Raw genomic sequence first — 22034 nt, 5'->3', positions numbered from 1 at the left:
AACCACTTGCGCTTCAGATCTCTCGTCAGCGGGAGGCGAATTCTACAGCGTTACACGCTGCTGTCAACACCTCTTTTTCAACTTCCTTCGCGCTTCGATGAACTGAAGCAACCTGCTGCCGAAAACCGCTTAACTCCTTGTTTACCAAGGAATTTTCCGTTTCGACTACGCCGGAAGTGGGGCGAATTATAGGCTTCTGAAATTCGCCGTCAACCTTTTGTTTCAGGTTTATTCAGACTTGAGCGTAATACGCGCAAATGCCTTCTTGCCGGCCTGACAAACGTGGGTCGCTCCCAGTACGCATATAAAGGAGCGATCGACGACCTCGCCATCGATACGCACACCACCAGAACCGAGCAGATCTCGGGCCACAGCCGAATTCTTCACCAGCCCTGCCTTATTAAGGACAGCGGCGATCGGCATATCTTCGGCAGCAGTCAATTCGATCTCAGGCAGATCGTCCGGCAGCTCGCCATCCTTCATACGGTTACCTGCCGCACGATGAGCGCCGGCCGCAGCCTCTTCACCATGGAAACGGGCAACGATTTCTTCAGCCAGCTTGATCTTGATGTCACGCGGATTGGCACCCGCCTCGACATCGGCACGCAATGCATTGATCTCATCCATGGATCGGAAGCTGAGCAATTCGAAGTAACGCCACATCAGCACATCAGGAATGGAGACCAGCTTGCTGTACATCACCCCCGGTGCTTCCTGGATACCAACGTAGTTGCCCAGGGACTTGGACATCTTCTTCACGCCATCCAGACCTTCAAGCAACGGCATGGTCAGAATGCACTGGGCTTCCTGGCCGTACCCACGCTGCAGCTCACGCCCCATCAACAGGTTGAACTTCTGGTCGGTACCGCCGAGCTCGACGTCTGCGCGCAAGGCGACCGAGTCGTAGCCTTGTACCAGGGGATACAGGAACTCGTGAATGGCGATCGGTTGGTTGGTCGTGTAGCGCTTGTCGAAATCATCGCGCTCGAGCATGCGAGCCACGGTGTATTGCGAAGTCAGGCGAATGAAGTCGGCCGGCCCCATCTGATCCATCCAGGTGGAGTTGAACGCCACCTCGGTTTTGGCCGGATCGAGAATCTTGAACACCTGAGTCTTATAGGTCTCGGCGTTCTCAAGAACCTGCTCGCGGGTCAGCGGAGGGCGCGTTGCGCTCTTACCGCTCGGATCGCCGATCATCCCGGTGAAATCGCCAATCAGGAAGATCACCTGATGACCCAGCTCCTGGAACTGGCGCAGCTTATTGATAAGCACGGTGTGCCCCAGGTGCAAATCAGGGGCAGTCGGGTCGAAGCCTGCCTTGATCCGCAGCGGCTGGCCACGCTTGAGCTTTTCGATCAGCTCGGACTCGACCAACAGTTCTTCCGCACCACGTTTAATCAGCGCTAGCTGCTCTTCAACCGACTTCATAACAGACCCGCAAGGCTCGAATTCAAAGGGGATCAACCATACAAGATCGCGCGGCAAATACAAAGTTTGGCCGGCGCAATGACGCCAATCCGCTGACAGAGCGTCTGCGGACTTGCTTAAGGGATGATTTGGTTATATTTTATACAGTTATTTCATCTTTATCATGTCATTCATCTTTTCCAATTCATCTTTTTCAAAGTCAAAACACTACTTATGACCAAAGAATCGTCTAAAGCGCCACCGCTTTACCCGAAGACCCACCTGCTCGCAGCGAGTGGCATCGCCGCCCTCCTGAGCCTGGCGCTTCTGGTATTTCCTTCCAGTGATGTCGAAGCCAAAAAGACAACCCTGAGCCTTGAACTGGAAAGCCCTGCTGAACAACTGACACAGGAACAAGACGCTGCAGAAGCCGTCCAGGCCACAAATGAGCCAGTCGAGTCTCCTTTTGCGCAGATAGAAGACAGTACACAAGAGCCCCAGGAAACCGCTCAAGCCGCACCCGCACCAGCTCCTGTACCTGTAACAGCCCCTGCACCGGTTGCCGAAGAAAAGAAGGCGCCCAATCACAGGGAAGTGATCGTCACCAAGGGCGACACGCTCTCCACGCTGTTCGAGAAAGTCGGCCTTCCAGCCCCCTCGGTACACGACCTGCTGGCCAGCAGCAAACAGGCCAAGCAATTCAGCCAGCTCAAGCATGGACAGAAACTCGAATTCGAACTGGGTCCTGACGGCCAACTGACCAGCCTGCACAGCAAGGTCAGCGACCTCGAGACCATTACCCTGACCAAAAACGACAAGGGTTACAGCTTCAACCGCGTGACCGCCATGCCCACCGTGCGTTCAGCCTACGTGCATGGCGTGATCAACAGCTCGCTGTCACAGTCCGCTGCCCGCGCCGGGCTGTCGCATAGCCTGACCATGGACATGGCCAGCGTGTTTGGCTACGACGTCGACTTTGCCCAGGATATTCGCCAGGGTGACCAGTTCGATGTGATCTATGAACAGAAAGTGGTCAACGGCAAAGCGGTCGGTAACGGCCCGATCCTGTCCGCACGCTTCATCAACCGCGGCAAGACCTACACCGCCGTGCGCTACACGAACAAGCAAGGCAACACCAGCTATTACACGGCTGACGGCAACAGCATGCGCAAGGCATTCATCCGTACCCCGGTGGACTTCGCCCGCATCAGCTCGAAATTTTCCATGGGCCGCAAGCACCCGATCCTGAACAAGATCCGCGCCCACAAAGGCGTCGACTACGCAGCACCGCGCGGTACGCCAATCAAGGCAGCCGGTGATGGCAAGGTCTTGCTGGCAGGTCGCCGCGGCGGTTACGGCAACACCGTAATCCTCCAGCACGGCAACACCTACCGCACGCTGTACGGCCACATGCAGGGCTTCGCCAAGGGCATCAAGACTGGCGGCACCGTCAAACAAGGCCAGGTCATCGGCTACATCGGCACTACCGGCCTGTCCACCGGCCCGCATTTGCACTACGAATTCCAGGTGAATGGCGTACACGTCGATCCGCTGGGCCAGAAAGTAGCGATGGCCGACCCGATTTCCAAGGCTGAACGCGCACGTTTCCTGGCGCAGAGCCAGCCACTGATGGCGCGCATGGACCAGGAAAAATCTACCCAGCTGGCTTCGGCCAAGCGCTAGGCCATGGCCCTCTATATAGGTGTGATGTCCGGGACCAGCCTTGATGGCCTGGACATAGCGCTGATCGAGCAAGCCACGGCGATCAGGCTGATCGCCACCCACTACATCCCGATGCCCGATTCCCTGCGCGCCGAGCTGCTTGGCTTGTGCGCCAGCGGTCCGGATGAGATTGCCCGCTCCGCCATCGCCCAACAGAACTGGGTGCAACTGGCGGCGCAGGGCATTCATGCTCTCCTTGCCCAGCAGCACCTCAAGCCCGAAGACATTCGCGCGATCGGCAGCCACGGCCAGACCATTCGCCATGAGCCGGCGCGCGGCTTCACGGTGCAGATCGGCAACCCCGCCCTGCTGACCGAGCTGACCGGCATCACGGTGGTCAGTGACTTCCGTAGCCGCGACGTCGCCGCCGGCGGGCAAGGTGCGCCACTGGTTCCAGCCTTTCACGAAGCACTCTTTGAAGAACGGTCCGGCAATCGCGCCGTGCTCAACGTGGGTGGTTTCAGCAATCTCAGCCTGATTGAACCCGACAAGCCTGTTGCCGGTTTCGACTGCGGCCCGGGCAATGTATTGCTGGATGCGTGGATTCACCAACAGCGCGGTGACAACTTTGACCGTGATGGTCAATGGGCCGCCAGCGGCAAGATCGAACCGGCACTGTTGAAAGCACTGCTCAGCGATCCCTTCTTCGTGACCAAGGGCCCAAAGAGTACTGGCCGTGAAGTCTTCAACCTGCCATGGCTGATCCGCCATCTGGCAACGCTGCCGACCTTTGCTGCCGAGGATGTTCAGGCGACGCTGCTGGAACTGACGGCATTGACCATCGTCGAATCGCTGCACAATGCCCAGGCCGATACCCGGGAACTGCTGGTCTGTGGCGGTGGCGCGCACAACGCCGCACTGATGAAGCGCCTGGCCAGCCTGTTACCGAATGCGACTGTCAGCAGCACCGCCACTCACGGAGTCGACCCTGACTGGGTCGAGGCCATGGCCTTCGCCTGGCTGGCCCACTGCTGCCTGGAAGGTATTGCGGCCAATCGCCCGAGCGTCACCGGCGCCCGAGGGCTGCGTGTACTCGGCGCCATCTACCCCACATAAGTGACGCACAGCAAAACGCCGCAGGGCCTCGGGCCATGCGGCGTTTTGATGATACCGACGCGCTGATCAGATCGAGAACGAAGAGCCACAGCCACAGGTGGTGGTCGCGTTCGGGTTCTTGATGACGAAACGCGAGCCTTCCAGACCTTCCTGATAGTCCACCTCGGCTCCTGCCAGGTACTGGAAGCTCATCGGATCGACAACCAGGCTCACACCTTCGCGCTCTACGATGGTGTCGTCATCGGCCACTTCTTCATCGAAAGTGAAGCCGTACTGAAAACCTGAACAACCGCCGCCCGTAACGAATACGCGCAGCTTCAAGCGATCATTCCCCTCTTCATCGACCAGGCTCTTCACCTTGTGCGCGGCACCGTGGGTGAATTGCAAAGCCGTGGGGGTGAAGGATTCGACGCTCATGCTGACTATCTCCCGGCGTTACGCCGTCATATTGCGTGATGACGCGCATTATCCGCTTCTCCTAGAAAAGCGGTCAACTATTGTTATGGTATATCAACCAATCCAATCGCCGGCCCGGAATGCAAAAAGGCCCGTTCAACGGGCCTTTTGCTGTGTGCGATACCGCGTTACGGCAACATGCCCGCGTGCGAAAGGCCCAGACGCTCATCCAGGCCGAACAGGATGTTCATGTTCTGCACGGCCTGACCCGACGCACCCTTGACCAGGTTGTCGATCACCGACAACACCACCACCAGATCACCATCCTGCGGACGGTGCACGGCAATACGGCATACGTTGGCGCCGCGCACGCTGCGGGTTTCCGGGTGGCTGCCGGCTGGCATCACGTCGACGAACGGTTCGTCGGCATAGCGTTTTTCAAACAGCGCCTGCAGATCCACCGAGCGATCCACGACAGTTGCGTAGAGCGTGGAGTGAATGCCACGGATCATCGGCGTCAGGTGCGGAACGAAGGTCAGGCCCACGTCCTTGCCCGCCGCACGACGCAGCCCCTGGCGAATTTCCGGCAGGTGGCGATGCCCTTTGACGGCGTAAGCCTTCATGCTTTCCGACGTCTCGGAATACAGCGAGCCTACGGCAGCACCACGACCGGCACCGCTGACGCCGGACTTACAGTCGGCGATCAGGCGCGAAGCATCAGCCAGGCCCGCTTCGAGCAACGGCAGGAAACCCAATTGAGTGGCGGTTGGATAGCAACCGGGCACAGCGATCAGGCGTGCTTTCTTGATCTGCTCGCGATTGACTTCCGGCAGGCCGTAGACGGCTTCATCCAGCAGTTCCGGCGCACCGTGCGGCTGGCCGTACCACTTGGCCCATTCATCCGCGTCTTGCAGACGGAAGTCCGCCGACAGATCGATGACCTTGGTCCCGGCCGCCAGCAGTTCACCCGCCAGGGCATGCGCAACGCCGTGCGGCGTGGCAAAGAACACCACGTCGCAGGCACCCAGGGTCTTGATGTCCGGAACGCTGAACGCCAGGCCGTCGTAGTGGCCTCGCAGGTTCGGGTACATGTCGGCCACGGCCAGGCCAGCCTCGGATCGGGAAGTGATCACCACCACTTCAGCTTGCGGATGCTGTGCCAACAGACGCAACAGTTCGACACCGGTGTAACCCGTGCCGCCGACGATACCGACCTTGACCATAAACCTGCCCTCAACGAACCCACTGGAAAGCCGTCGATAATAGGGCCCGTATCGTCCTGCGACAACCGGCAAGGTGACGTGCGGAGCCTCAAGCCTCTACTATCCGGGCTACCGTGAACCTTGGAATAACTAAAAATGCTTTATCTGTGGCTCAAAGCTTTTCACATCATCAGCGTTGTCTGCTGGTTTGCCGGCCTGTTTTACCTGCCTCGCCTGTTCGTCTACCACGCTCAAAGCGAAGACGCGGTCAGTAAAGAGCGCTTCAGCATCATGGAGCGCAAGCTGTACCGGGGCATCATGGGACCTTCGATGATCGCCACACTGATCTTCGGTGGCTGGCTCATCTACCTCAATCCAGGCATCTTCAGCCAAGGTGGCTGGATACACGCCAAGCTGACCCTGGTCGTGTTGCTGATCGGCTACCACCACATGTGCGGCGCCCAGGTAAAACGCTTTGCTCGTGGCGAGAACACCCGCAGCCATGTCTTTTATCGCTGGTTCAATGAAGTGCCGGTCCTGATATTGCTGGCTATCGTAATTCTGGTTGTCGTCCGGCCGTTTTAAATCCAACAGGCACAAATCACCGGGGTATTCCAAATGTCGCTGCCCGCTCTGCTCGAACAACGTTTGCGTCTGCCCGTGGTGGCGGCGCCGATGTTCCTGATTTCCAACCCGCAACTGGTGCTCGCCTGCTGCCGTCATGGCGTGGTTGGCAGCTTCCCGGCACTGAACCAGCGCGAGAGCAGCGGCTTCAAGGCCTGGCTGGAAGAAATCGAAGCCGGGCTGGCGACACTGGAGAATCCCGCGCCCTATGCGGTCAACCTGATCGTTCACAACAGCAACCCGCGATTGCAGGCGGATCTGCAAATCTGTATCGAACACAAAGTGCCGATCGTGATCACCAGTCTCGGCGCCGTGAAGGAAGTGGTCGATGCCGTCCACAGCTACGGCGGCCTGGTCTTCCATGACGTGACCACTCGCCGCCATGCCGAGAAAGCCGCCGAGGCCGGGGTGGACGGCCTGATCGCCGTCGCCGCGGGTGCCGGCGGGCATGCCGGGACCTGGAGCCCATTCTCCCTGGTCGCCGAGATCCGCCAGTTCTTCGACAAGACGCTACTGCTGGCCGGGTGCCTGAACCACGGCCACGAAATCCTCGCCGCGCAATTGCTCGGTGCCGACCTGGCCTACTTCGGCACGCGATTTATCGGCACCACCGAAAGTCATGCACCGGACGCCTACAAAGAAATGCTGCTGACATCCAGAGCGGCAGACATCATCCATACTCCAGCAGTGTCAGGCGTACCGGCGAGTTTCATGCGTCAGAGCCTTGAGGCCGCCGGTTTCGACATGGCAGCCCTGCAAAACAAGGGGGAAGTGAACTTCGGCTCCAAGCTCAAACCCATCAGCGATGAAGCCAAAGCCTGGAAAACCGTGTGGTCCGCGGGCCAGGGCGTGGGTGAAATCGATGACTTGCCGAGCGTCGAGCAACTGATAGCGCGTCTCGACGCCGAGTACCGCACTGCACAGGAACAAGCAGCGCAGCTGCGCCAGCACTGGCCGCGCTGAACAACCGGGCCAGCTGCGACTGGCCATTCGCAGCAATGAATCGCGACAAGGATGCCTCGGCAATGAGCGAAACCCGTTACAAGATCGTGTTCGACGGCGCCCTGTTGCCGGGCGTTGATATCAACACCGCCAAACTCAATCTCGCTGCGCTGTTCAAGAGCGACGTCAGCGCCATCGAGCGCCTGTTCAATGGTCGGCCGGTCGCACTCAAGCGCGATCTGTCGCAGGCTGATGCGCAGACTTATCTCCAGGCCCTGAAAAACATCGGCATCGATGCCCGGATCGAGGCGCAGCCTTCGATCGAGCTTAACCTGGCTGAAGTTCACGACCCTGCCATCGCGACAGAGCCGCACTCCCCTTATGCGCCGCCACAGGCCCGCGTCGGCGAAAAACTCCCGGCGTTCGCCGCACTCAAGCCCTTCAGTGTCGAAGGCCGAATCGGACGCCTGCGTTTTTTGGCCTGGACCTTGGTGCTGAGCCTGGTGACCCTGCCCATTGTCGGCGTGGTTGCGCTCATCGGCCTGGGACTGGTCAGTGGCAATTCCACCACAGGGCTGATCCTCGGCGGCATCCTTGCGTTCTTCCTGTTCCTGGCGTTCATGGTTGTCGGTGTTCTGTTCAGCGTTCAGCGCTTGCATGATATCGGCTGGTCGGGCTGGCTCTGGCTCCTGCACCTGGTTCCGTTCGTAGGCAGTTTTTTCCCGCTGGTGATCACGCTCGTGCCTGGCAACGCCGGCGCCAACCGCTATGGCCCGCCTCCGCCGCCTAACAGCACAGCAGTCAAGGTCTTGTGCGCGTTGTGGATTGTGTTTATCGGCCTGTTCGGCGTCGGTGCGATGCTGGGTGGCATCTCGGCGATCCAGCAAGAGTATGAACACAGCCTCGAAAGCAGCTACCAGAGCGGCTCGGTCACCACCGACGAAATCGATGTCGACGTCGAACCCGAAGCAAATTCCCCAGCCGAGGCAGCCGAAGACGCCCCGCCCCCTGTAGACTCTGCGAAAGAATGAACAGCGCTCCCCGCCCGTGACACCTGCGTCGCGGCGCGGAGCTGTTGCGATGGAGAATGGCATGACCCGTTACGCTCTGATCACTGGCGCCTCCAGCGGCATCGGCCTGGCGATGGCCGAAGCGCTGGCCCGGCGCGGCCGCAGCCTGATTCTGGTGGCCCGACAGCGTGATCAGCTGGAAAGCATTGCGATTGAATTGACCCAACGTTTTGGCGTGGAAGTGTTGTTTCGTGCCTGCGATCTGGGCGAGCCGCTGCGCCTGTCCGGCTTTTTGCTGGAGCTGGAGGAAGGCGACCGGCAAATCGACCTGCTGGTCAACTGCGCCGGCATCGGCACTTGCGGCCCGTTCCTGGCGCAGGACTGGATGACCGAGCAGGACCTGATCGAAGTGAACATTCTGGCGCTCACTCGCCTGTGCCATGCCATCGGCAACAGTATGGCGCTGCAGGGAGGCGGACAGATCCTCAACGTCGCTTCGGTCGCGGCGTTCCAGCCCGGCCCGTGGATGAGCACTTACTACGCCAGCAAGGCCTATGTGCTGCACTTTTCCGAAGGCCTGCGCGTCGAGCTGAAAAAATGCGCGGTCAAGGTCTCGGTGCTCTGCCCCGGCCCGACCCGCACCGCATTTTTCCGCACCGCGCAACTGAACAACGACAAACTGGCCAACAGCAAAATGCTGATGAGTCCGGAGGAAGTCGCGCTCTATACCGTGCGGGCCCTGGAGAAAAATCGCGCAATCATTATTCCCGGGAGGCGCAACCGCTGGTTCGCTACTCTGCCACGGTTCGGTTCGCGCTGGCTGATCCGGACAGTCACCGGCATGGTCATCAAGGCTCACTGCCCGCGTTGAGTGGCATTGCGGTAAAACACTGGGCTGGCACATCCACCATGGGTACACTCAGGCCAGCTCAAACAACGGAGAAAACAGCTGTGGATACTCTGTTCACCAAGATCATCAACCGGGAAATCCCGGCGAATATCATTTACGAGGACGACCAGGTACTGGCCTTCCACGACATCGCCCCACAGGCACCGGTGCACTTTTTGGTGATCCCGAAAAAACCGGTACGCACCCTGAACGACCTCACCGAGGACGACAAGGCACTGGCTGGACACATCCTGTTCACTGCCCAGCGCCTGGCCAAGGAACTGGGTTGCGAAAAAGGTTTCCGCGTTGTCATGAACTGCAATGAAGAAGGTGGGCAGACTGTCTATCACATTCATATGCATGTGCTGGGTCAGCGTCAGATGCACTGGCCGCCGGGCTGATTCATATCTTCCCTTGCCGGCAATGGCGTGATTGAGATCGCCATCGCCGGCAAGCCGGGCTCCTACAAATTCGGCCTGCGTCGCAATGTCCCAGCGCAATCCTTCCCCGGCCGATTGGGTTAAACTGGCCACCGAGATTCCTCCGGAGGTCAGCATGACTACCCAACGTCACTACTCGCCGATTGATCGCCTTCTGCTGCAAGCCGATGCCGCGATGCGAACCCTGCTGCCCTTCAGCGGCCAGCCCTTCCGTCCGTCACCCGCGATCGTGCAACCCGATGTGAAACTGAGTGACGAAGACACCCGCCACGTTGCCGGGCTGATGCGCATCAATCACACCGGAGAGGTCTGTGCCCAAGCGCTGTATCAAGGCCAGGCCCTGACTGCCAGGCTGCCGCAAGTTCGCGTCGCCATGGAGCACGCCGCCGAAGAGGAAGTCGACCATCTGGCGTGGTGCGAGCAACGCATTCATCAATTGGGCAGCCACACCAGCATTCTCAATCCGCTGTTCTATGGCATGTCATTCGGGATTGGTGCGGTTGCAGGTCTGATCAGCGACAAAGTCAGCCTGGGCTTTGTCGCTGCGACGGAAGATCAGGTGTGCAAGCACTTGAACGAACACCTGGAGCAATTGCCGGCCGAGGATGAAAAATCCCGGGCGATCCTGGAGCAGATGCGCATTGATGAAGAGCAGCATGCCGAAAGCGCACTGGAGGCTGGCGGTTTCCGCTTTCCGGCACCGGTGAAGTTCGGGATGAGCTTGATGGCCAAGGTCATGACCAAGAGTACTTATCGGATCTGACCGGCTGCGTCAGAAACAAAAAAGGCGACTGCCGTGAGGTAGTCGCCTTTTTTCGGTCCCGATTCAACCCAGCTCGATGATCTCGTAGTCGTGGGTGATCTCGACTCCTGCCGCTCCAAGCATGATCGAAGCCGAGCAATACTTCTCGGCGGACAGTTCGATGGCGCGCTTGACCTGCGCTTCCTTCAGGCCACGGCCCTTGACCACAAAATGCATGTGGATCTTGGTGAAAACCTTTGGATCTTCGGTCGCACGCTCGGCTTCGAGGAAGGCTTCACAGCTTTCGACGGCCTGGCGGGACTTCTTGAGGATGCTGACCACATCGAAATTGCTGCAACCGCCTACACCCAGCAGGAGCATTTCCATCGGCCGGACACCCAGGTTACGACCGCCGGCATCGGGCGGACCGTCCATGACCACGACATGACCGCTGCCGGATTCGCCGAGGAACATGGCTTCGCCAGCCCATTGGATGCGTGCCTTCATCGCCAAGACTCCACTGTCTAAAAAAAAGGGTCGCCAGCTTAGCACAGGCCCCTTGATTGACAGTGATTGCCGTCCTAGGACAGAACCATCGACGCTGTAGGTAAAATCTCGAATATGACAAGAAGTGTCTGGTAAGCTGGCGCCAATTCGCTGGCGCCTGGCCAGCTGTGCTTCAAAGCCCGCAAATCATAAAAACCCAACACACCGTGCAGTCTTTTCGGGATACAACCATGGTTGCTATTGCGCCCAACCCCAAGATGAAAAACCTCGACAAGCTGTTGATGCATTGCCAGCGCCGTCGCTATCAGGCCAAGAGCAACATCATTTGCGCCGGCGACCGCTCGGAAACGCTGTTCTTTATCATCAAGGGTTCGGTCACCATCCTGATCGAAGACGACGACGGTCGGGAAATGATCATCGCCTACTTGAACGCCGGCGATTTTTTCGGTGAGTTGGGTCTGTTTGAGCAAGCCGGCCTGGAACAGGAGCGTAGCGCCTGGGTACGCGTCAAGGTCGAATGCGACGTGGCGGAAATCAGCTACGCAAAATTCCGCGAATTGTCGCAGCAGGACCCGGAAATTCTTTACGTACTAAGCGGACAAATCGCACAACGCCTGCGCAATACCACCCGCAAGGTCGGTGACCTGGCGTTTTTCGACGTCACCGGTCGCGTCGCCCGCTGTCTGCTTGAACTGTGCAAGCAGCCAGACGCCATGACCCACCCCGACGGCATGCAGATCAAAGTGACCCGTCAGGAAATCGGGCGGATCGTCGGTTGTTCCCGGGAGATGGTCGGACGCGTGCTCAAGGATCTGGAAGAGCGCAACCTGGTGGACGTCAAAGGCAAGACCATGGTGGTCTTCGGAACGCGTTAAGCCCGCAAGCTCAGCCGCTGAACATCTGCGCCAGCATTCGTCGGTAGAGTTCATCGAGACTTTCCAGCGCATCCGGTGCGGCGAACTTCTCATGCAAGGCGATGTGGCTTTGCGCGCGCACCCGTTGCTCCAGGCCGCAGGCCTCATTGAAGCGATTGACTGCCTCGACCATCGATACGCGGTCGTTATTCAGCAGCATTGCTCCGTGCACCAGTCCTACCGGGCGCTGACCACCCTGGCTCTGGCGCCAGCGCTGGGCGGTGCCCACCATCTTGCGCCCATCCAGGTTGACGTTGAACCGGCCATCACAGAACGCGCCGTCGATTTCGCCCAGCGACGAAGTACCGCCCAGCTCATCCAGCAACTGGCAGATCGGATCGCACAGACGCCGGTAGCCGGTTTCGATTCGGTTCAGATCCCCTTCGCTGCGCGGTGGCGCGTAAACCAGGGCAATGTTGATCGTTGTGGCCGATTGCGGAACGGGTTCGCCACCGGTATCGCGCAATAGCACCGGCCAGCCTGCAGCGGCGGAGACTTCACAGGCGTGTTCGAAACCTGGTAAGCGATTCAAGCGGCGCGGCATCACCAGTGCCTGATCGCTTGGCTGCCAGAACAGCAGGCCAAACTCCGCGTCGCCGGCACAGACCGATGCCAGCAGATCCTGTTCGGCCTGCAAGCCGGATGCGATGGTCAGGTTTGTTGGCTGGTTCATAGGCCGCTCCGCAAGGCATGAGATCTTTATGAAATATGAGGGCCTCTTCGCGAGCAAGCCCGCTCCCACATTTTTCCCTGCGTACAGAGTTCTACTGTGGGAGCGGGCTTGCTCGCGAAGGGGTCGACTGGATCTACGAGCAATCAGTCGAGGGTCGAACCGCTGACGGGAATGCCACGCTCAGGGAAGAACAGACGTTGCAGTTCAGTGCCCGGATTCTCAGCGCGCATGAACGCCTCGCCAACCAGGAACGCGTAGACGTCGCTGATTTCCATCAGCTCGACATCGGCGCGATTGAGGATGCCGCTTTCGGTAATCACCAGACGGTCGCGCGGGATACGCGGCAACAGGTCGAGAGTGGTTTCCAGGTTGACATCGAAGGTGTGCAGGTTGCGGTTGTTGACGCCGACCAGAGGAGTGTCGAGGGTTTTCAAGGCCCGCTCCAGCTCATCGCCATCGTGGACTTCCACCAGCACATCTAGGCCAACCCCTTTGGCCACAGCCGCCAGTTCGGCCATTTTCACGTCGTCCAGGGCGGCGACGATCAACAGCACGCAGTCGGCGCCGAGGGCACGGGCTTCGACGATCTGGTACGGATCGATCATGAAGTCCTTGCGGATCACCGGCAGTTTGCACGCCGCACGGGCCTGCTGCAGGTACAGATCGGCACCCTGGAAGTAATCGATATCGGTGAGCACCGACAGGCAGGTCGCGCCGCCCTTCTCGTAGCTCCTGGCAATGTCGGCGGGAACGAAATTCTCGCGGATCACGCCTTTGCTCGGCGAAGCTTTCTTGATTTCAGCAATCACTGCCGGCTCTTTAAGCTTGGCCTGCGCCTGCAGAGCTTTGGCAAAACCACGAGGTGCATCGGCCGCCTTGGCCAGACTTTCCAGCTCGGCGAGGCTGACGCGAGCGCTACGCTCGGCTACTTCTTCAACTTTGCGCGCCAGAATGTTTTCCAGAACCGTCGGTACACTCATCCCTCATTCTCCACTTTGAATACCGCGGTAAATGCACCCAGCTCCTCGAGTTTCTCCCGAGCAAGGCCGGTGTGCAGCGCATCGTGCGCCAGGGCAACACCCTCTTTCAAACTGCTCGCATGGTCGGCGGCGTACAACGCGGCACCGGCATTGAGCATGATCATTTCAGCAGCTTTCTGACCGTTTTCGGTCTTGCGCTTGCCCAGGGCATCGCGGATCAACTCCAGGGATGCAGCCGGGCTGTCCACCGCCAGGCCATGCAGGCTCTGGCTTTTCATGCCCAGGTCTTCCGGCTCGACCCAATACTCGCTGATCTGGTCGTTTTTCAGTTCGGCAACAAAGGTTGGCGCCGCCAGGCTGAATTCGTCCAGGCCGTCCTTCGAATGCACCACCAGCACATGCTTGCTGCCCAGGCGCTGCAGGACTTCGGCCAATGGCCGGCATAGTGCTTGGGTGAACACACCCACCACCTGATGTTTCACACCGGCCGGATTCGTAAGCGGGCCGAGCATGTTGAACAAGGTGCGCAAACCGAGTTCCTTGCGCGGGCCGGCGGCGTGTTTCATGGCACTGTGATGGGTCTGGGCAAACATGAAACCGATACCGACGTTATCGATACAGCGCGCCACCTGGACCGGGGTCAGGTTCAGGTAGATACCGGCTGCCTCCAGCAAGTCGGCACTGCCGCTTTTCCCCGAGACCGCGCGGTTGCCATGCTTGGCCACCGTGCAGCCGGCCGCCGCGACCACAAAGGACGACGCGGTCGACACATTGAAGATGTTGGCACCGTCACCGCCAGTGCCCACCACATCGACTACACCGTCGAGGGTCTTGAGTTCGACCTGATCCGCCAGCTCACGCATGACCGACACGGCACCGACAATTTCGTCGATGCTTTCGCTCTTCATGCGCATGGCCATCATGAACGCGCCAATCTGCGCGTCCGTGCATTGGCCGGTCATGATTTCGCGCATCACGTCGCGCATTTCATCGGTGCTGAGGTCAAGGTGGTCGACGATACGGCCCAGGGCTGTCTTGATATTCATGAAAAGTCCTTAGCGCGTGCCGCCGGTTTGTTTGAGGAAGTTGGCGAACAACTCGTGACCCTGTTCGGTGAGGATCGACTCAGGGTGGAACTGCACGCCTTCAATGTTCAGGGTCTTGTGGCGCAGGCCCATGATCTCGTCGACCGAGCCGTCTTCCAATTGGGTCCAGGCGGTCAGCTCGAGGCAATCAGGCAGGGTTTCGCGCTTGACGATCAAGGAATGATAGCGGGTGACCGTCAGCGGCATGTTCAGGCCTGCGAAGACACCTTTGTCTTCGTGGAACACCGGACTGGTCTTGCCGTGCATGACCTGGCGTGCGCGAACCACATCGCCACCAAAGGCCTGGCCGATGGACTGATGCCCCAGGCAGACACCGAGAATCGGCAATTTGCCGGCGAAGTGCTTGATGACGTCAATCGAGACGCCGGCTTCGGTCGGGGTGCAAGGACCGGGAGAAACGACGATGCGCTCAGGGTTGAGGGCTTCGATTTGTGCAACGGTGAGCTCATCGTTGCGCACGACTTTGACCTGGGAGCCCAGCTCACCAAGGTATTGCACAACGTTGTAGGTAAAAGAGTCGTAGTTATCGATCATCAGCAACATGGCGTTAAGAACCTCTAAAACACTGACTTAATACAGCCTTCGAATGATTTACCCGCAGCGTCCTGCACTTTGGCGGTCGCTGGAATCGCGAAGCAAAGCGCAATGTCACGAATAATAAAGAAGGCAAAGCGGTAAAGATCCGGCCGGGCCGGCAGAAGGATTCAGGCGCGCCAACGCCAGCGGGCGTGTGCCTTGATGACTTGATCCAGGAGTTTGCTGACGATCAACACGGGGAAGGTCTCATTTATACGTCTTGGCACAGTAACTTAGCTGGGCAGAGCGTGCAATATGGGGCGATCGAAGCAAGTGAAACATTCGCCAGGTTCGCGCCGAATGGCATCAGCTTCTATAGTTTTTGGCACTGTCGTCTCACCCACTAAAACAATAAACAAACGGACTTGCTCATGATCAGACAGACGCTGTTTGCACCGCTTGCCGGTTGCCTGCTCGCCATGGCCTGCGCCCAGGCGATCGCGGCGCCCAATCCTTATTCGAATTTCATCGTCTTCGGTGACAGCCTCAACGATGCGGGGCAGTTCACCGACACGGGCGGCCCTCCCGGTTCGACCCTGCGCTTCACCAACCGGACCGGGCCGACTTATCAGGACGGCAGCGGCGAAGCCTACTCCGCCAACTCGACCCAACTGCTTGGGGGCAGACTTGGATTCTCAGCGGACCAGACCGCCGCTTCGACTTCAGCCGCACGTGCCGCCCAAGGGCTGCCAGATGGCAATAACTGGGCTGTCGGCGGCTACCGCACCGATCAGATCCTCGATTCCATCACCACCGTATCCGCCACGGGTGAACGTGCGCGACTCGGTTACTTACCGGCGAATAATTTGCGCGCCGATCCAAACGCACTGTATTACCTCTCCGGCGGCGGCAACGACTTTCTTCAGGGGCGCGTGCAAAGTGGCGCCCAGGCAAATGCCGCTGCGGACCGCCTGGCCAATAGTGTTCAGATTCTGCAAACGGCCGGCGCCCGATACATCATGGTCTGGCTGCTGCCCGACCTGGGACTGACACCGGCCATCAATGGCACCCCTCTGCAGGGGCCTACTTCGCAACTGAGCGCGGCCTTCAACCGGCAACTGGTCACTCGACTGGCGGGTATCGATGCCGAAATCATTCCGCTGAACATTCCCCTGTTGCTGCAGGAAACCTTCGCTGACCCCGCGCGATTCGGTTTTGCCACCGGGCAGAACCTGACCGCAACTTGCTTCAGCGGTGACGGTTGTACCGAAAACGCTACCTTTGGCATCAACAGCGCCAACCCGGACCCCAGCCAGCTTATTTATAACGATGGGGTGCATCCGACCGAGGCGGGGCAAAAATTGGTGTCCGACTACGCCTATTCCTTACTCGCTGCGCCTTGGGAGCTGACGCTGCTGCCAGAAATGGCCCACGCGACACTACGCGCGCATCAGGATGAACTGCGCAGCCAATGGCAAGCCGACTGGGAGGACTGGCAGGCCGTTGGCCAATGGCGCGCCATTGTCGCCGGTGGTGGCCAGCATCTCGACGTCGATCACCAGAGCAGTGGGGCCGATGCCGATGGCAGCGGCTACAACCTGAACATCGGTGGCAGCTATCGCCTCAATGAAGCATGGCGCGTGGGTGTGGCGGCGGGCTTCTATCGTCAGGATCTGGAGGCAGGCGATAACGATTCGGACTACAAACTCAACAGCTACCTGGCCACGGCATTCGCCCAGTTCCAGCAGAACCGGTGGTGGGCCGATGCAGCACTGACCGGTGGCAAGCTGGATTACGATAACCTCAAACGCAAATTCGACCTGGGCGCAGCCGAAGGTGCGGAGAAAGGCGACACCGACGGCTACCTCTGGGCCTTCAGCACACGCGTGGGCTATGACATTGCACAGCCGGGCAGCGACTGGCACCTGTCGCCGTTCATCAGCGCCGATTATGCGAAAGTGGAAGTCGACGGTTACTCGGAAAACACGGATCGCTCCACGGCGCTGACGTTTGATGACCAGAAACGCGATTCAAAACGACTCGGCGCCGGGCTGCAGGGGAAATACCGGATCACCCCGCAGACGCAAGTGTTTGGCGAGTACGCCTACGAACGTGAGTATGACGATGACGTGCAGAAGGTCAACATCGCCCTCAATAGCCTGCCCTCCCTCGATTTCACGCTTGAGGGCTATACGCCGCAGAGCCATTTGAATCGCTTGAGCCTGGGGGTTAGCCACAAGTTGACGGCCGATCTGGCACTGCGTGGCGGGTACACGTTTCGCAAGGATGATGACTTTACCCAGCAAGGAATCACCGTTGGGGTTGCTCTGGACTTCTGATTGAGCAAACAGCAGGCATAAAAAACGCGGCACCCTCAAAGGTGCCGCGTTTTTTTATGCTGATGAGATCCCTGTAGGAGCGGGCTTGCCCGCGATGGCGACCTGTCAGTCAACATGAATATTGAATGTTCCGCCCTCTTCGCGGGCAAGCCCGCTCCCACAGGTTTTGCGTGAACTCAGCTTTCTGGGGTTTGTTCGGCCAGGGCCACCGCACGGAACATCGCGCGGCGCTTGTTCAGCGTTTCTTCCCATTCCAGCGCCGGCACCGAGTCGGCGACGATGCCGCCACCGGCCTGCACGTGCAGTTCGCCGTTCTTGATCACCGCCGTACGGATCGCGATGGCGGTGTCCATGTTGCCGTTCCAGGCAAAGTAGCCGACGGCGCCGCCGTAGACACCACGCTTGACCGGTTCCAGTTCGTCGATGATTTCCATCGCACGGATCTTCGGTGCGCCGGACAAGGTGCCCGCCGGCAGAATCGCCCGCAGTGCATCCATCGCCGTCAGGCCGGCCTTCAATTGGCCGGTGACGTTGGACACGATGTGCATCACGTTGGAGTAACGCTCGATGACCATCTTCTCGGTGAGTTTCACCGAACCGATTTCCGATACCCGACCGGTGTCGTTGCGGCCCAGGTCGATCAGCATCAGGTGCTCGGCGATTTCCTTGTCGTCCGACAGCAGGTCTTTTTCCAGCGCCAAATCAGCCTCTTCGTTGGCACCCCGTGGGCGGGTGCCAGCGATCGGGCGCACGGTGATCAGATTGTCTTCTACCCGCACCAGCACCTCAGGCGAACTGCCGACGACGTGGAAATCGCCGAAGTTGAAGAAGTACATGTACGGCGTCGGGTTGAAGCAACGCAACGCCCGGTACAGATCGATCGGTGCTGCCTTGAAGTCGATCGACATGCGCTGGGACGGCACGACCTGCATGCAGTCACCGGCCAGGATGTATTCCTTGATGGTGTCGACGGCTTTTTCGTAGTCGTCCTGGGTGAAGCTGGAGCGGAACACAGGGTCAGCCGCCTGCTGCTTGCTGAAGTCCAGGCCACGGCGCGGGGTGATTGGCTGACGGAGTTTTTCCAGCAATTCTTCCAGACGCGCGCGACCTTGCTCGAAGGCATCTTCCTGTGCCGGATCGGCCAGGACGATTGCATGCATCTTGCCGGCGAGGTTGTCGAACACCACCACCGCGTCGGACACCATCAGCAGGATATCCGGTACGCCCAGCGGATCAGGGTTCGGGCACTTGCCCAGACGCTTTTCCACATAACGCACGCAGTCATAACCGAAATAGCCCACCAGGCCGCCGTTGAAGCGCGGCAGACCGGCGATGGTCGGCACGTTGTAACGGGCCTTGAAGGCTTCGACGAAGGCCAGCGGGTCTTCTACGTCGTGGCTTTCGGTCTCGACGCCGTCGATGGTCACACTGACGTGATGGTCATGCACCCGCAGCACGGTGCGACACGGCAGGCCGATGATTGAGTAACGACCCCACTTCTCGCCGCCCTGCACCGACTCCAGCAAATAGGAGTTGGGCTCGTCGGCCAGTTTCAGGTAGATCGACAGCGGCGTATCGAAGTCGGCCAGGGTTTCGCAGGCAAGCGGGATGCGGTTGTAGCCGGCAGCGGCCAAACGCAGGAATTCTTCGCGGATCATAGGTGCCTCGTGGCTTGAGGGTCGAACAGTCAGGTATGCAAACGCGCCGGATGACCGGCCAGGATCAAGTCAGGCGCGCCAACGCCAGCGGGCCAGAGCCTTGATGACTTTCATCCAGAGTTTGCGAGTGACCACCACGATGGCGTTTCCAGAAGGGGGTTGAACAGCGTCGGCCAACGTTATCTCAGCGGCCGGGTCCAGGCAACCGCGAATTAGCTTGCGCAGATCGTCGATCACCAGCGCCGGCGATTCTTCAGCGATCGGACGCCCGTGGTTATAGCCGTAGCTCAAGGCCACGCACTTGACCCCCGCCGCTTTCGCCGCCAGCACATCGCTGCGCGAATCGCCGACGAACAAGGATTGCGAGGCCGGGATGTTGGCCATTTTCATCACGAAAAACAGCGCGGCCGGATCGGGTTTTTTCTGTGGCAGGGTGTCGCCGCCGATGATCCACTTGAAATATCGGCCGATCTTCATCTGATCCAGCAGCGGCGCGACGAAGCGCTCCGGTTTGTTGGTGATCAGCGCCATCTCGACGCCCTGCTTTTGCAGCCATTTAAGGGTATCGCGCACACCGGGGTAGACCACGGTCAAGCCATGGCTATCGGCATAGGCCTGCATGAAAATCTCCAGCGCACTGTCGGCCTCGGCGTCATCGACCCTCGAATGGTCGATGCCACCGGCCAGCGCACGGCGCACCAGCACCGGCGCGCCATTACCCACCCATTCGCGCACCGCTTCGATACCGGCCGGTGCGCGACCGAGTTTGAGCAGCATCTTGTCCACAGCCACCGCCAGGTCCGGGACCGAGTCGACCAACGTGCCATCCAGATCGAACATCACCAGCCTTGGCAGGCATCCCGGGAAAAGCTGCTCAAAGCCACTCATGGGCGAGCAAGCGCCAGTTCGGAACGCATTTTTTCAATCACTTCCTGGTAGTTCGGTGCATTGAAGATCGCCGAACCGGCCACGAAGGTGTCGGCGCCCGCCGCCGCGATTTCACGAATGTTGTTGACGTTGACGCCGCCGTCGATTTCCAGGCGAATGTCACGACCCGAAGCGTCGATCAGCGCCCGCGCCTCACGCAGCTTGTCGAGGGTGCCGGGGATGAACTTCTGCCCGCCGAACCCTGGGTTGACGCTCATCAGCAGGATCATGTCGACCTTGTCCACCACATACTTGAGCACGTCCAGCGGCGTCGCCGGGTTGAACACCAGGCCCGACTTGCAGCCGCCTTCGCGGATCAGCTGCAGGGAGCGGTCGATGTGCTGGGTGGCTTCCGGGTGGAAGGTGATGTAGGTCGCGCCCGCCTCGATGAAGTCACCGACGATGCGGTCCACCGGGCTGACCATCAGGTGCGCGTCGATCGGCGCGGTCACGCCGTACTTGCGCAGCGCCGAGCAGACCATCGGGCCGATGGTCAGGTTCGGCACGTAGTGGTTGTCCATCACATCGAAGTGCACGAAGTCGGCACCGGCGGCCAGGACGTTGTCCACTTCTTCGCCCAGGCGGGCGAAGTCGGCGGAAAGAATCGACGGAGCAATTACGAAGGGCTGCATGACGCACCTTTTCTGAGCAGAATCACGATGGCGCGCATTGTATACCTCATGCTTTGACCCGCGCACCGAAAGCGCGATGATCAGTAGGCCGCCCGGTAGATTTTCTCGATATCGACAGCACTCAAGCGACGCGGATTGTTGCGCATCAGACGCTCGATCCCCGCCGCCTCCACGGCCATCGCCGCAATGGCATCCTCGGGAATCCCGAAACTGCGCAGCCCTTGGGGGATTTCCACGGCCGCGCACAGCTCGGCCATGGCGGCCACGGCTTTGTCGGCCGCCTCATTGGCGCTCAGATGAGCAGTCCTCACACCCATGGCTTCGGCGATATCCTGCATGCGTTCAACGCAAGCCATCTTGTTCCAGGTCATGACATGGGGCAGCAGCAAGGCATTGCTCACGCCATGGGCAATGTTGAAGCGCCCACCCAGGGGATACGCCAGCGCATGCACCGCACCCACCCCGGCATTGCCGAACGCCATGCCCGCCATCAGGCTGGCGGTGGCCATGTCTTCGCGGGCCTGCAGGTTGGACGGGTTGGCGTAGGCCTTGGGCAGGGCCTTGGCTATCAGTTTGATGGCACCGATGGCCAGGGCGTCGGTAATCGGCGAGGCATTGACCGACAAATAGGATTCGATGGCATGCACCAGCGCATCGATACCACTGGCCGCCGTGACCCCGCGCGGACAGGTCAGGGTCATCTGTGGGCTGACCAACGCCACGTCCGGTAACAAGTAGTCGCTGACGATGCCTTTCTTCAACTGCGCGACCTTGTCGGAAAGGATCGCCACGTTGGTGACCTCAGAACCCGTGCCGGCCGTGGTCGGGATGGCAATCAGTGGCGGGCCCTTGCGCGGCACCTGGTCGACACCGAACAGATCTTCGAGCGCGCCGTGGTAACCGGCGTAGGCCGCCACGCTTTTGGCGATGTCGATGGCACTCCCGCCGCCGAGGCCGATCAATCCGTCATGTCCACCGTTGCGGTAGACCCGCATGCAGTCTTCGACGATGGCGATTTCCGGGTCCGGCAGCACCCGGTCGAAGATTTCGTAGCTGCGCCCACCCAGCTGCGCCAGCGCCAGCTCTACCGTGCCGGACTTGACCAGCGCGGCGTCGGTGACGATCAGCGGGTTATCGATATCCAGGCGCGTCAATTCGGCGGACAGTTGCTCGATGGCCTCTGCACCGGTAATCAGTTTGTGAGCGATTTTGAAAGAGGAAAGACCCATGTGCGCAGCCTCTTATAGGTAGGGGAGCTGGGCACAATAGTAGCTGGGGATCGGGGGTTGTCTGGTATTCAGACGGTGAATGACCGAACGAGCGATGGAGATCCAATGTGTGTGGGCTTGCTC

The 22034-nt window shown here is 59.6% G+C and carries 22 protein-coding genes; 10 read left to right on the top strand and 12 right to left on the bottom strand.

Annotated elements, in window-relative coordinates; all coding sequences use genetic code 11:
* Window positions 1-228: 228 nt before the first annotated feature.
* Window positions 229-1428, bottom strand: coding sequence for a tyrosine--tRNA ligase (gene tyrS / locus ACYP2Q_RS11880; protein WP_459730633.1), 1200 nt, complete (start codon window positions 1426-1428; stop codon window positions 229-231).
* A gap of 213 nt (window positions 1429-1641) precedes the next feature.
* On the opposite strand from tyrS, the gene ACYP2Q_RS11875 reads away from it, so the two are divergent.
* A complete protein-coding gene (locus ACYP2Q_RS11875; protein ID WP_459730615.1) occupies window positions 1642-3090 on the top strand; it encodes a peptidoglycan DD-metalloendopeptidase family protein in 1449 nt (482 codons plus the stop codon).
* A 3-nt stretch (window positions 3091-3093) separates the two neighbouring features.
* Window positions 3094-4185: an anhydro-N-acetylmuramic acid kinase gene (locus tag ACYP2Q_RS11870; RefSeq protein WP_459730614.1), complete on the top strand. Its 1092-nt coding sequence runs from the start codon at window positions 3094-3096 to the stop codon at window positions 4183-4185.
* A 66-nt stretch (window positions 4186-4251) separates the two neighbouring features.
* Here ACYP2Q_RS11870 and erpA read toward each other — a convergent pair whose 3' ends face one another.
* Window positions 4252-4602: an iron-sulfur cluster insertion protein ErpA gene (erpA, locus tag ACYP2Q_RS11865; protein WP_007906865.1), complete on the bottom strand. Its 351-nt coding sequence runs from the start codon at window positions 4600-4602 to the stop codon at window positions 4252-4254.
* Between the two features lie 167 nt (window positions 4603-4769).
* On the bottom strand, window positions 4770-5804 hold the full coding sequence (gene argC, locus ACYP2Q_RS11860) for an N-acetyl-gamma-glutamyl-phosphate reductase (RefSeq protein ID WP_274078002.1): 1035 nt from the start codon (window positions 5802-5804) through the stop codon (window positions 4770-4772).
* Window positions 5805-5939: 135 nt separating this feature from the next.
* Between argC and hemJ the strand changes: the two genes are divergently transcribed.
* The 6 genes from hemJ to coq7 all read left to right on the top strand — a co-directional run bounded on the left by hemJ (window position 5940) and on the right by coq7 (window position 10451).
* On the top strand, window positions 5940-6368 hold the full coding sequence (gene hemJ / locus ACYP2Q_RS11855; protein ID WP_323628445.1) for a protoporphyrinogen oxidase HemJ: 429 nt from the start codon (window positions 5940-5942) through the stop codon (window positions 6366-6368).
* Window positions 6369-6401: 33 nt separating this feature from the next.
* Entirely contained in the window at window positions 6402-7370 is a 969-nt protein-coding gene (locus tag ACYP2Q_RS11850; RefSeq protein WP_459730613.1) for an NAD(P)H-dependent flavin oxidoreductase, read from the top strand.
* A gap of 62 nt (window positions 7371-7432) precedes the next feature.
* Window positions 7433-8380: a DUF805 domain-containing protein gene (locus ACYP2Q_RS11845; protein WP_459730612.1), complete on the top strand. Its 948-nt coding sequence runs from the start codon at window positions 7433-7435 to the stop codon at window positions 8378-8380.
* A 61-nt stretch (window positions 8381-8441) separates the two neighbouring features.
* Window positions 8442-9230, top strand: coding sequence for an SDR family NAD(P)-dependent oxidoreductase (locus ACYP2Q_RS11840; RefSeq protein WP_459730611.1), 789 nt, complete (start codon window positions 8442-8444; stop codon window positions 9228-9230).
* A gap of 80 nt (window positions 9231-9310) precedes the next feature.
* Window positions 9311-9649 carry a histidine triad nucleotide-binding protein gene (locus ACYP2Q_RS11835; RefSeq protein ID WP_274077997.1) on the top strand — a complete coding sequence of 113 codons (339 nt, stop codon included), beginning with the start codon at window positions 9311-9313 and terminating at the stop codon, window positions 9647-9649.
* A 154-nt stretch (window positions 9650-9803) separates the two neighbouring features.
* Entirely contained in the window at window positions 9804-10451 is a 648-nt protein-coding gene (gene coq7, locus ACYP2Q_RS11830; RefSeq protein WP_459730610.1) for a 2-polyprenyl-3-methyl-6-methoxy-1,4-benzoquinone monooxygenase, read from the top strand.
* A 63-nt stretch (window positions 10452-10514) separates the two neighbouring features.
* On the opposite strand, the gene ACYP2Q_RS11825 is transcribed toward coq7, so the two are convergent.
* Window positions 10515-10937, bottom strand: a complete 423-nt coding sequence (locus ACYP2Q_RS11825) for an OsmC family protein (RefSeq protein WP_008061600.1) — start codon at window positions 10935-10937, stop codon at window positions 10515-10517.
* Between the two features lie 230 nt (window positions 10938-11167).
* Between ACYP2Q_RS11825 and crp the strand changes: the two genes are divergently transcribed.
* Entirely contained in the window at window positions 11168-11812 is a 645-nt protein-coding gene (crp, locus tag ACYP2Q_RS11820; RefSeq protein WP_459730609.1) for a cAMP-activated global transcriptional regulator CRP, read from the top strand.
* Window positions 11813-11822: 10 nt separating this feature from the next.
* Here crp and ACYP2Q_RS11815 read toward each other — a convergent pair whose 3' ends face one another.
* From ACYP2Q_RS11815 to ACYP2Q_RS11800, 4 genes are all read right to left on the bottom strand, one after another.
* On the bottom strand, window positions 11823-12524 hold the full coding sequence (locus ACYP2Q_RS11815; protein ID WP_459730608.1) for a lipoate--protein ligase family protein: 702 nt from the start codon (window positions 12522-12524) through the stop codon (window positions 11823-11825).
* Between the two features lie 143 nt (window positions 12525-12667).
* Window positions 12668-13504, bottom strand: a complete 837-nt coding sequence (trpC, locus tag ACYP2Q_RS11810) for an indole-3-glycerol phosphate synthase TrpC (protein WP_459730607.1) — start codon at window positions 13502-13504, stop codon at window positions 12668-12670.
* Complete coding sequence (gene trpD, locus ACYP2Q_RS11805) at window positions 13501-14550, bottom strand: anthranilate phosphoribosyltransferase (RefSeq protein WP_459730606.1); 1050 nt, start codon at window positions 14548-14550, stop codon at window positions 13501-13503. Before trpD ends, trpC begins: the two co-directional genes overlap by 4 nt.
* Before the next feature lie 9 nt (window positions 14551-14559).
* Window positions 14560-15153: an aminodeoxychorismate/anthranilate synthase component II gene (locus ACYP2Q_RS11800; protein ID WP_408599142.1), complete on the bottom strand. Its 594-nt coding sequence runs from the start codon at window positions 15151-15153 to the stop codon at window positions 14560-14562.
* Between the two features lie 404 nt (window positions 15154-15557).
* On the opposite strand from ACYP2Q_RS11800, the gene estP reads away from it, so the two are divergent.
* Window positions 15558-17465, top strand: a complete 1908-nt coding sequence (gene estP, locus ACYP2Q_RS11795) for an esterase EstP (protein ID WP_459730605.1) — start codon at window positions 15558-15560, stop codon at window positions 17463-17465.
* A 176-nt stretch (window positions 17466-17641) separates the two neighbouring features.
* On the opposite strand, the gene trpE is transcribed toward estP, so the two are convergent.
* From trpE to ACYP2Q_RS11775, 4 genes are all read right to left on the bottom strand, one after another.
* Complete coding sequence (gene trpE / locus ACYP2Q_RS11790; RefSeq protein ID WP_459730604.1) at window positions 17642-19123, bottom strand: anthranilate synthase component I; 1482 nt, start codon at window positions 19121-19123, stop codon at window positions 17642-17644.
* Window positions 19124-19192: 69 nt separating this feature from the next.
* Window positions 19193-20011, bottom strand: a complete 819-nt coding sequence (locus ACYP2Q_RS11785) for a phosphoglycolate phosphatase (protein WP_459730603.1) — start codon at window positions 20009-20011, stop codon at window positions 19193-19195.
* Window positions 20008-20682, bottom strand: coding sequence for a ribulose-phosphate 3-epimerase (gene rpe / locus ACYP2Q_RS11780; protein WP_459730602.1), 675 nt, complete (start codon window positions 20680-20682; stop codon window positions 20008-20010). Before rpe ends, ACYP2Q_RS11785 begins: the two co-directional genes overlap by 4 nt.
* Before the next feature lie 80 nt (window positions 20683-20762).
* Window positions 20763-21911, bottom strand: coding sequence for an iron-containing alcohol dehydrogenase (locus ACYP2Q_RS11775; protein ID WP_459730601.1), 1149 nt, complete (start codon window positions 21909-21911; stop codon window positions 20763-20765).
* Between the last annotated feature and the right edge of the window lie 123 nt (window positions 21912-22034).

The organism is Pseudomonas sp. MHK4, assembly GCF_054600775.1.
Note: the sequence above shows the minus strand (reverse complement) of the source record. Positions and strands in the feature narration are given on the sequence as shown.

Coding starts and splice junctions, on each gene's coding strand:
- hemJ (WP_323628445.1), top strand. CDS start 5,940: ATGCTTTATCTGTGGCTCAAAGCTTTTCACATCATCAGCGTTGTCTGC.
- ACYP2Q_RS11825 (WP_008061600.1), bottom strand. CDS start 10,937: ATGAAGGCACGCATCCAATGGGCTGGCGAAGCCATGTTCCTCGGCGAA.
- estP (WP_459730605.1), top strand. CDS start 15,558: ATGATCAGACAGACGCTGTTTGCACCGCTTGCCGGTTGCCTGCTCGCC.
- trpE (WP_459730604.1), bottom strand. CDS start 19,123: ATGATCCGCGAAGAATTCCTGCGTTTGGCCGCTGCCGGCTACAACCGC.
- ACYP2Q_RS11800 (WP_408599142.1), bottom strand. CDS start 15,153: ATGTTGCTGATGATCGATAACTACGACTCTTTTACCTACAACGTTGTG.
- ACYP2Q_RS11785 (WP_459730603.1), bottom strand. CDS start 20,011: ATGAGTGGCTTTGAGCAGCTTTTCCCGGGATGCCTGCCAAGGCTGGTG.
- ACYP2Q_RS11870 (WP_459730614.1), top strand. CDS start 3,094: ATGGCCCTCTATATAGGTGTGATGTCCGGGACCAGCCTTGATGGCCTG.
- tyrS (WP_459730633.1), bottom strand. CDS start 1,428: ATGAAGTCGGTTGAAGAGCAGCTAGCGCTGATTAAACGTGGTGCGGAA.
- erpA (WP_007906865.1), bottom strand. CDS start 4,602: ATGAGCGTCGAATCCTTCACCCCCACGGCTTTGCAATTCACCCACGGT.
- argC (WP_274078002.1), bottom strand. CDS start 5,804: ATGGTCAAGGTCGGTATCGTCGGCGGCACGGGTTACACCGGTGTCGAA.
- rpe (WP_459730602.1), bottom strand. CDS start 20,682: ATGCAGCCCTTCGTAATTGCTCCGTCGATTCTTTCCGCCGACTTCGCC.
- ACYP2Q_RS11845 (WP_459730612.1), top strand. CDS start 7,433: ATGAGCGAAACCCGTTACAAGATCGTGTTCGACGGCGCCCTGTTGCCG.
- ACYP2Q_RS11775 (WP_459730601.1), bottom strand. CDS start 21,911: ATGGGTCTTTCCTCTTTCAAAATCGCTCACAAACTGATTACCGGTGCA.
- ACYP2Q_RS11815 (WP_459730608.1), bottom strand. CDS start 12,524: ATGAACCAGCCAACAAACCTGACCATCGCATCCGGCTTGCAGGCCGAA.
- crp (WP_459730609.1), top strand. CDS start 11,168: ATGGTTGCTATTGCGCCCAACCCCAAGATGAAAAACCTCGACAAGCTG.
- trpD (WP_459730606.1), bottom strand. CDS start 14,550: ATGAATATCAAGACAGCCCTGGGCCGTATCGTCGACCACCTTGACCTC.
- ACYP2Q_RS11875 (WP_459730615.1), top strand. CDS start 1,642: ATGACCAAAGAATCGTCTAAAGCGCCACCGCTTTACCCGAAGACCCAC.
- coq7 (WP_459730610.1), top strand. CDS start 9,804: ATGACTACCCAACGTCACTACTCGCCGATTGATCGCCTTCTGCTGCAA.
- ACYP2Q_RS11840 (WP_459730611.1), top strand. CDS start 8,442: ATGACCCGTTACGCTCTGATCACTGGCGCCTCCAGCGGCATCGGCCTG.
- trpC (WP_459730607.1), bottom strand. CDS start 13,504: ATGAGTGTACCGACGGTTCTGGAAAACATTCTGGCGCGCAAAGTTGAA.
- ACYP2Q_RS11850 (WP_459730613.1), top strand. CDS start 6,402: ATGTCGCTGCCCGCTCTGCTCGAACAACGTTTGCGTCTGCCCGTGGTG.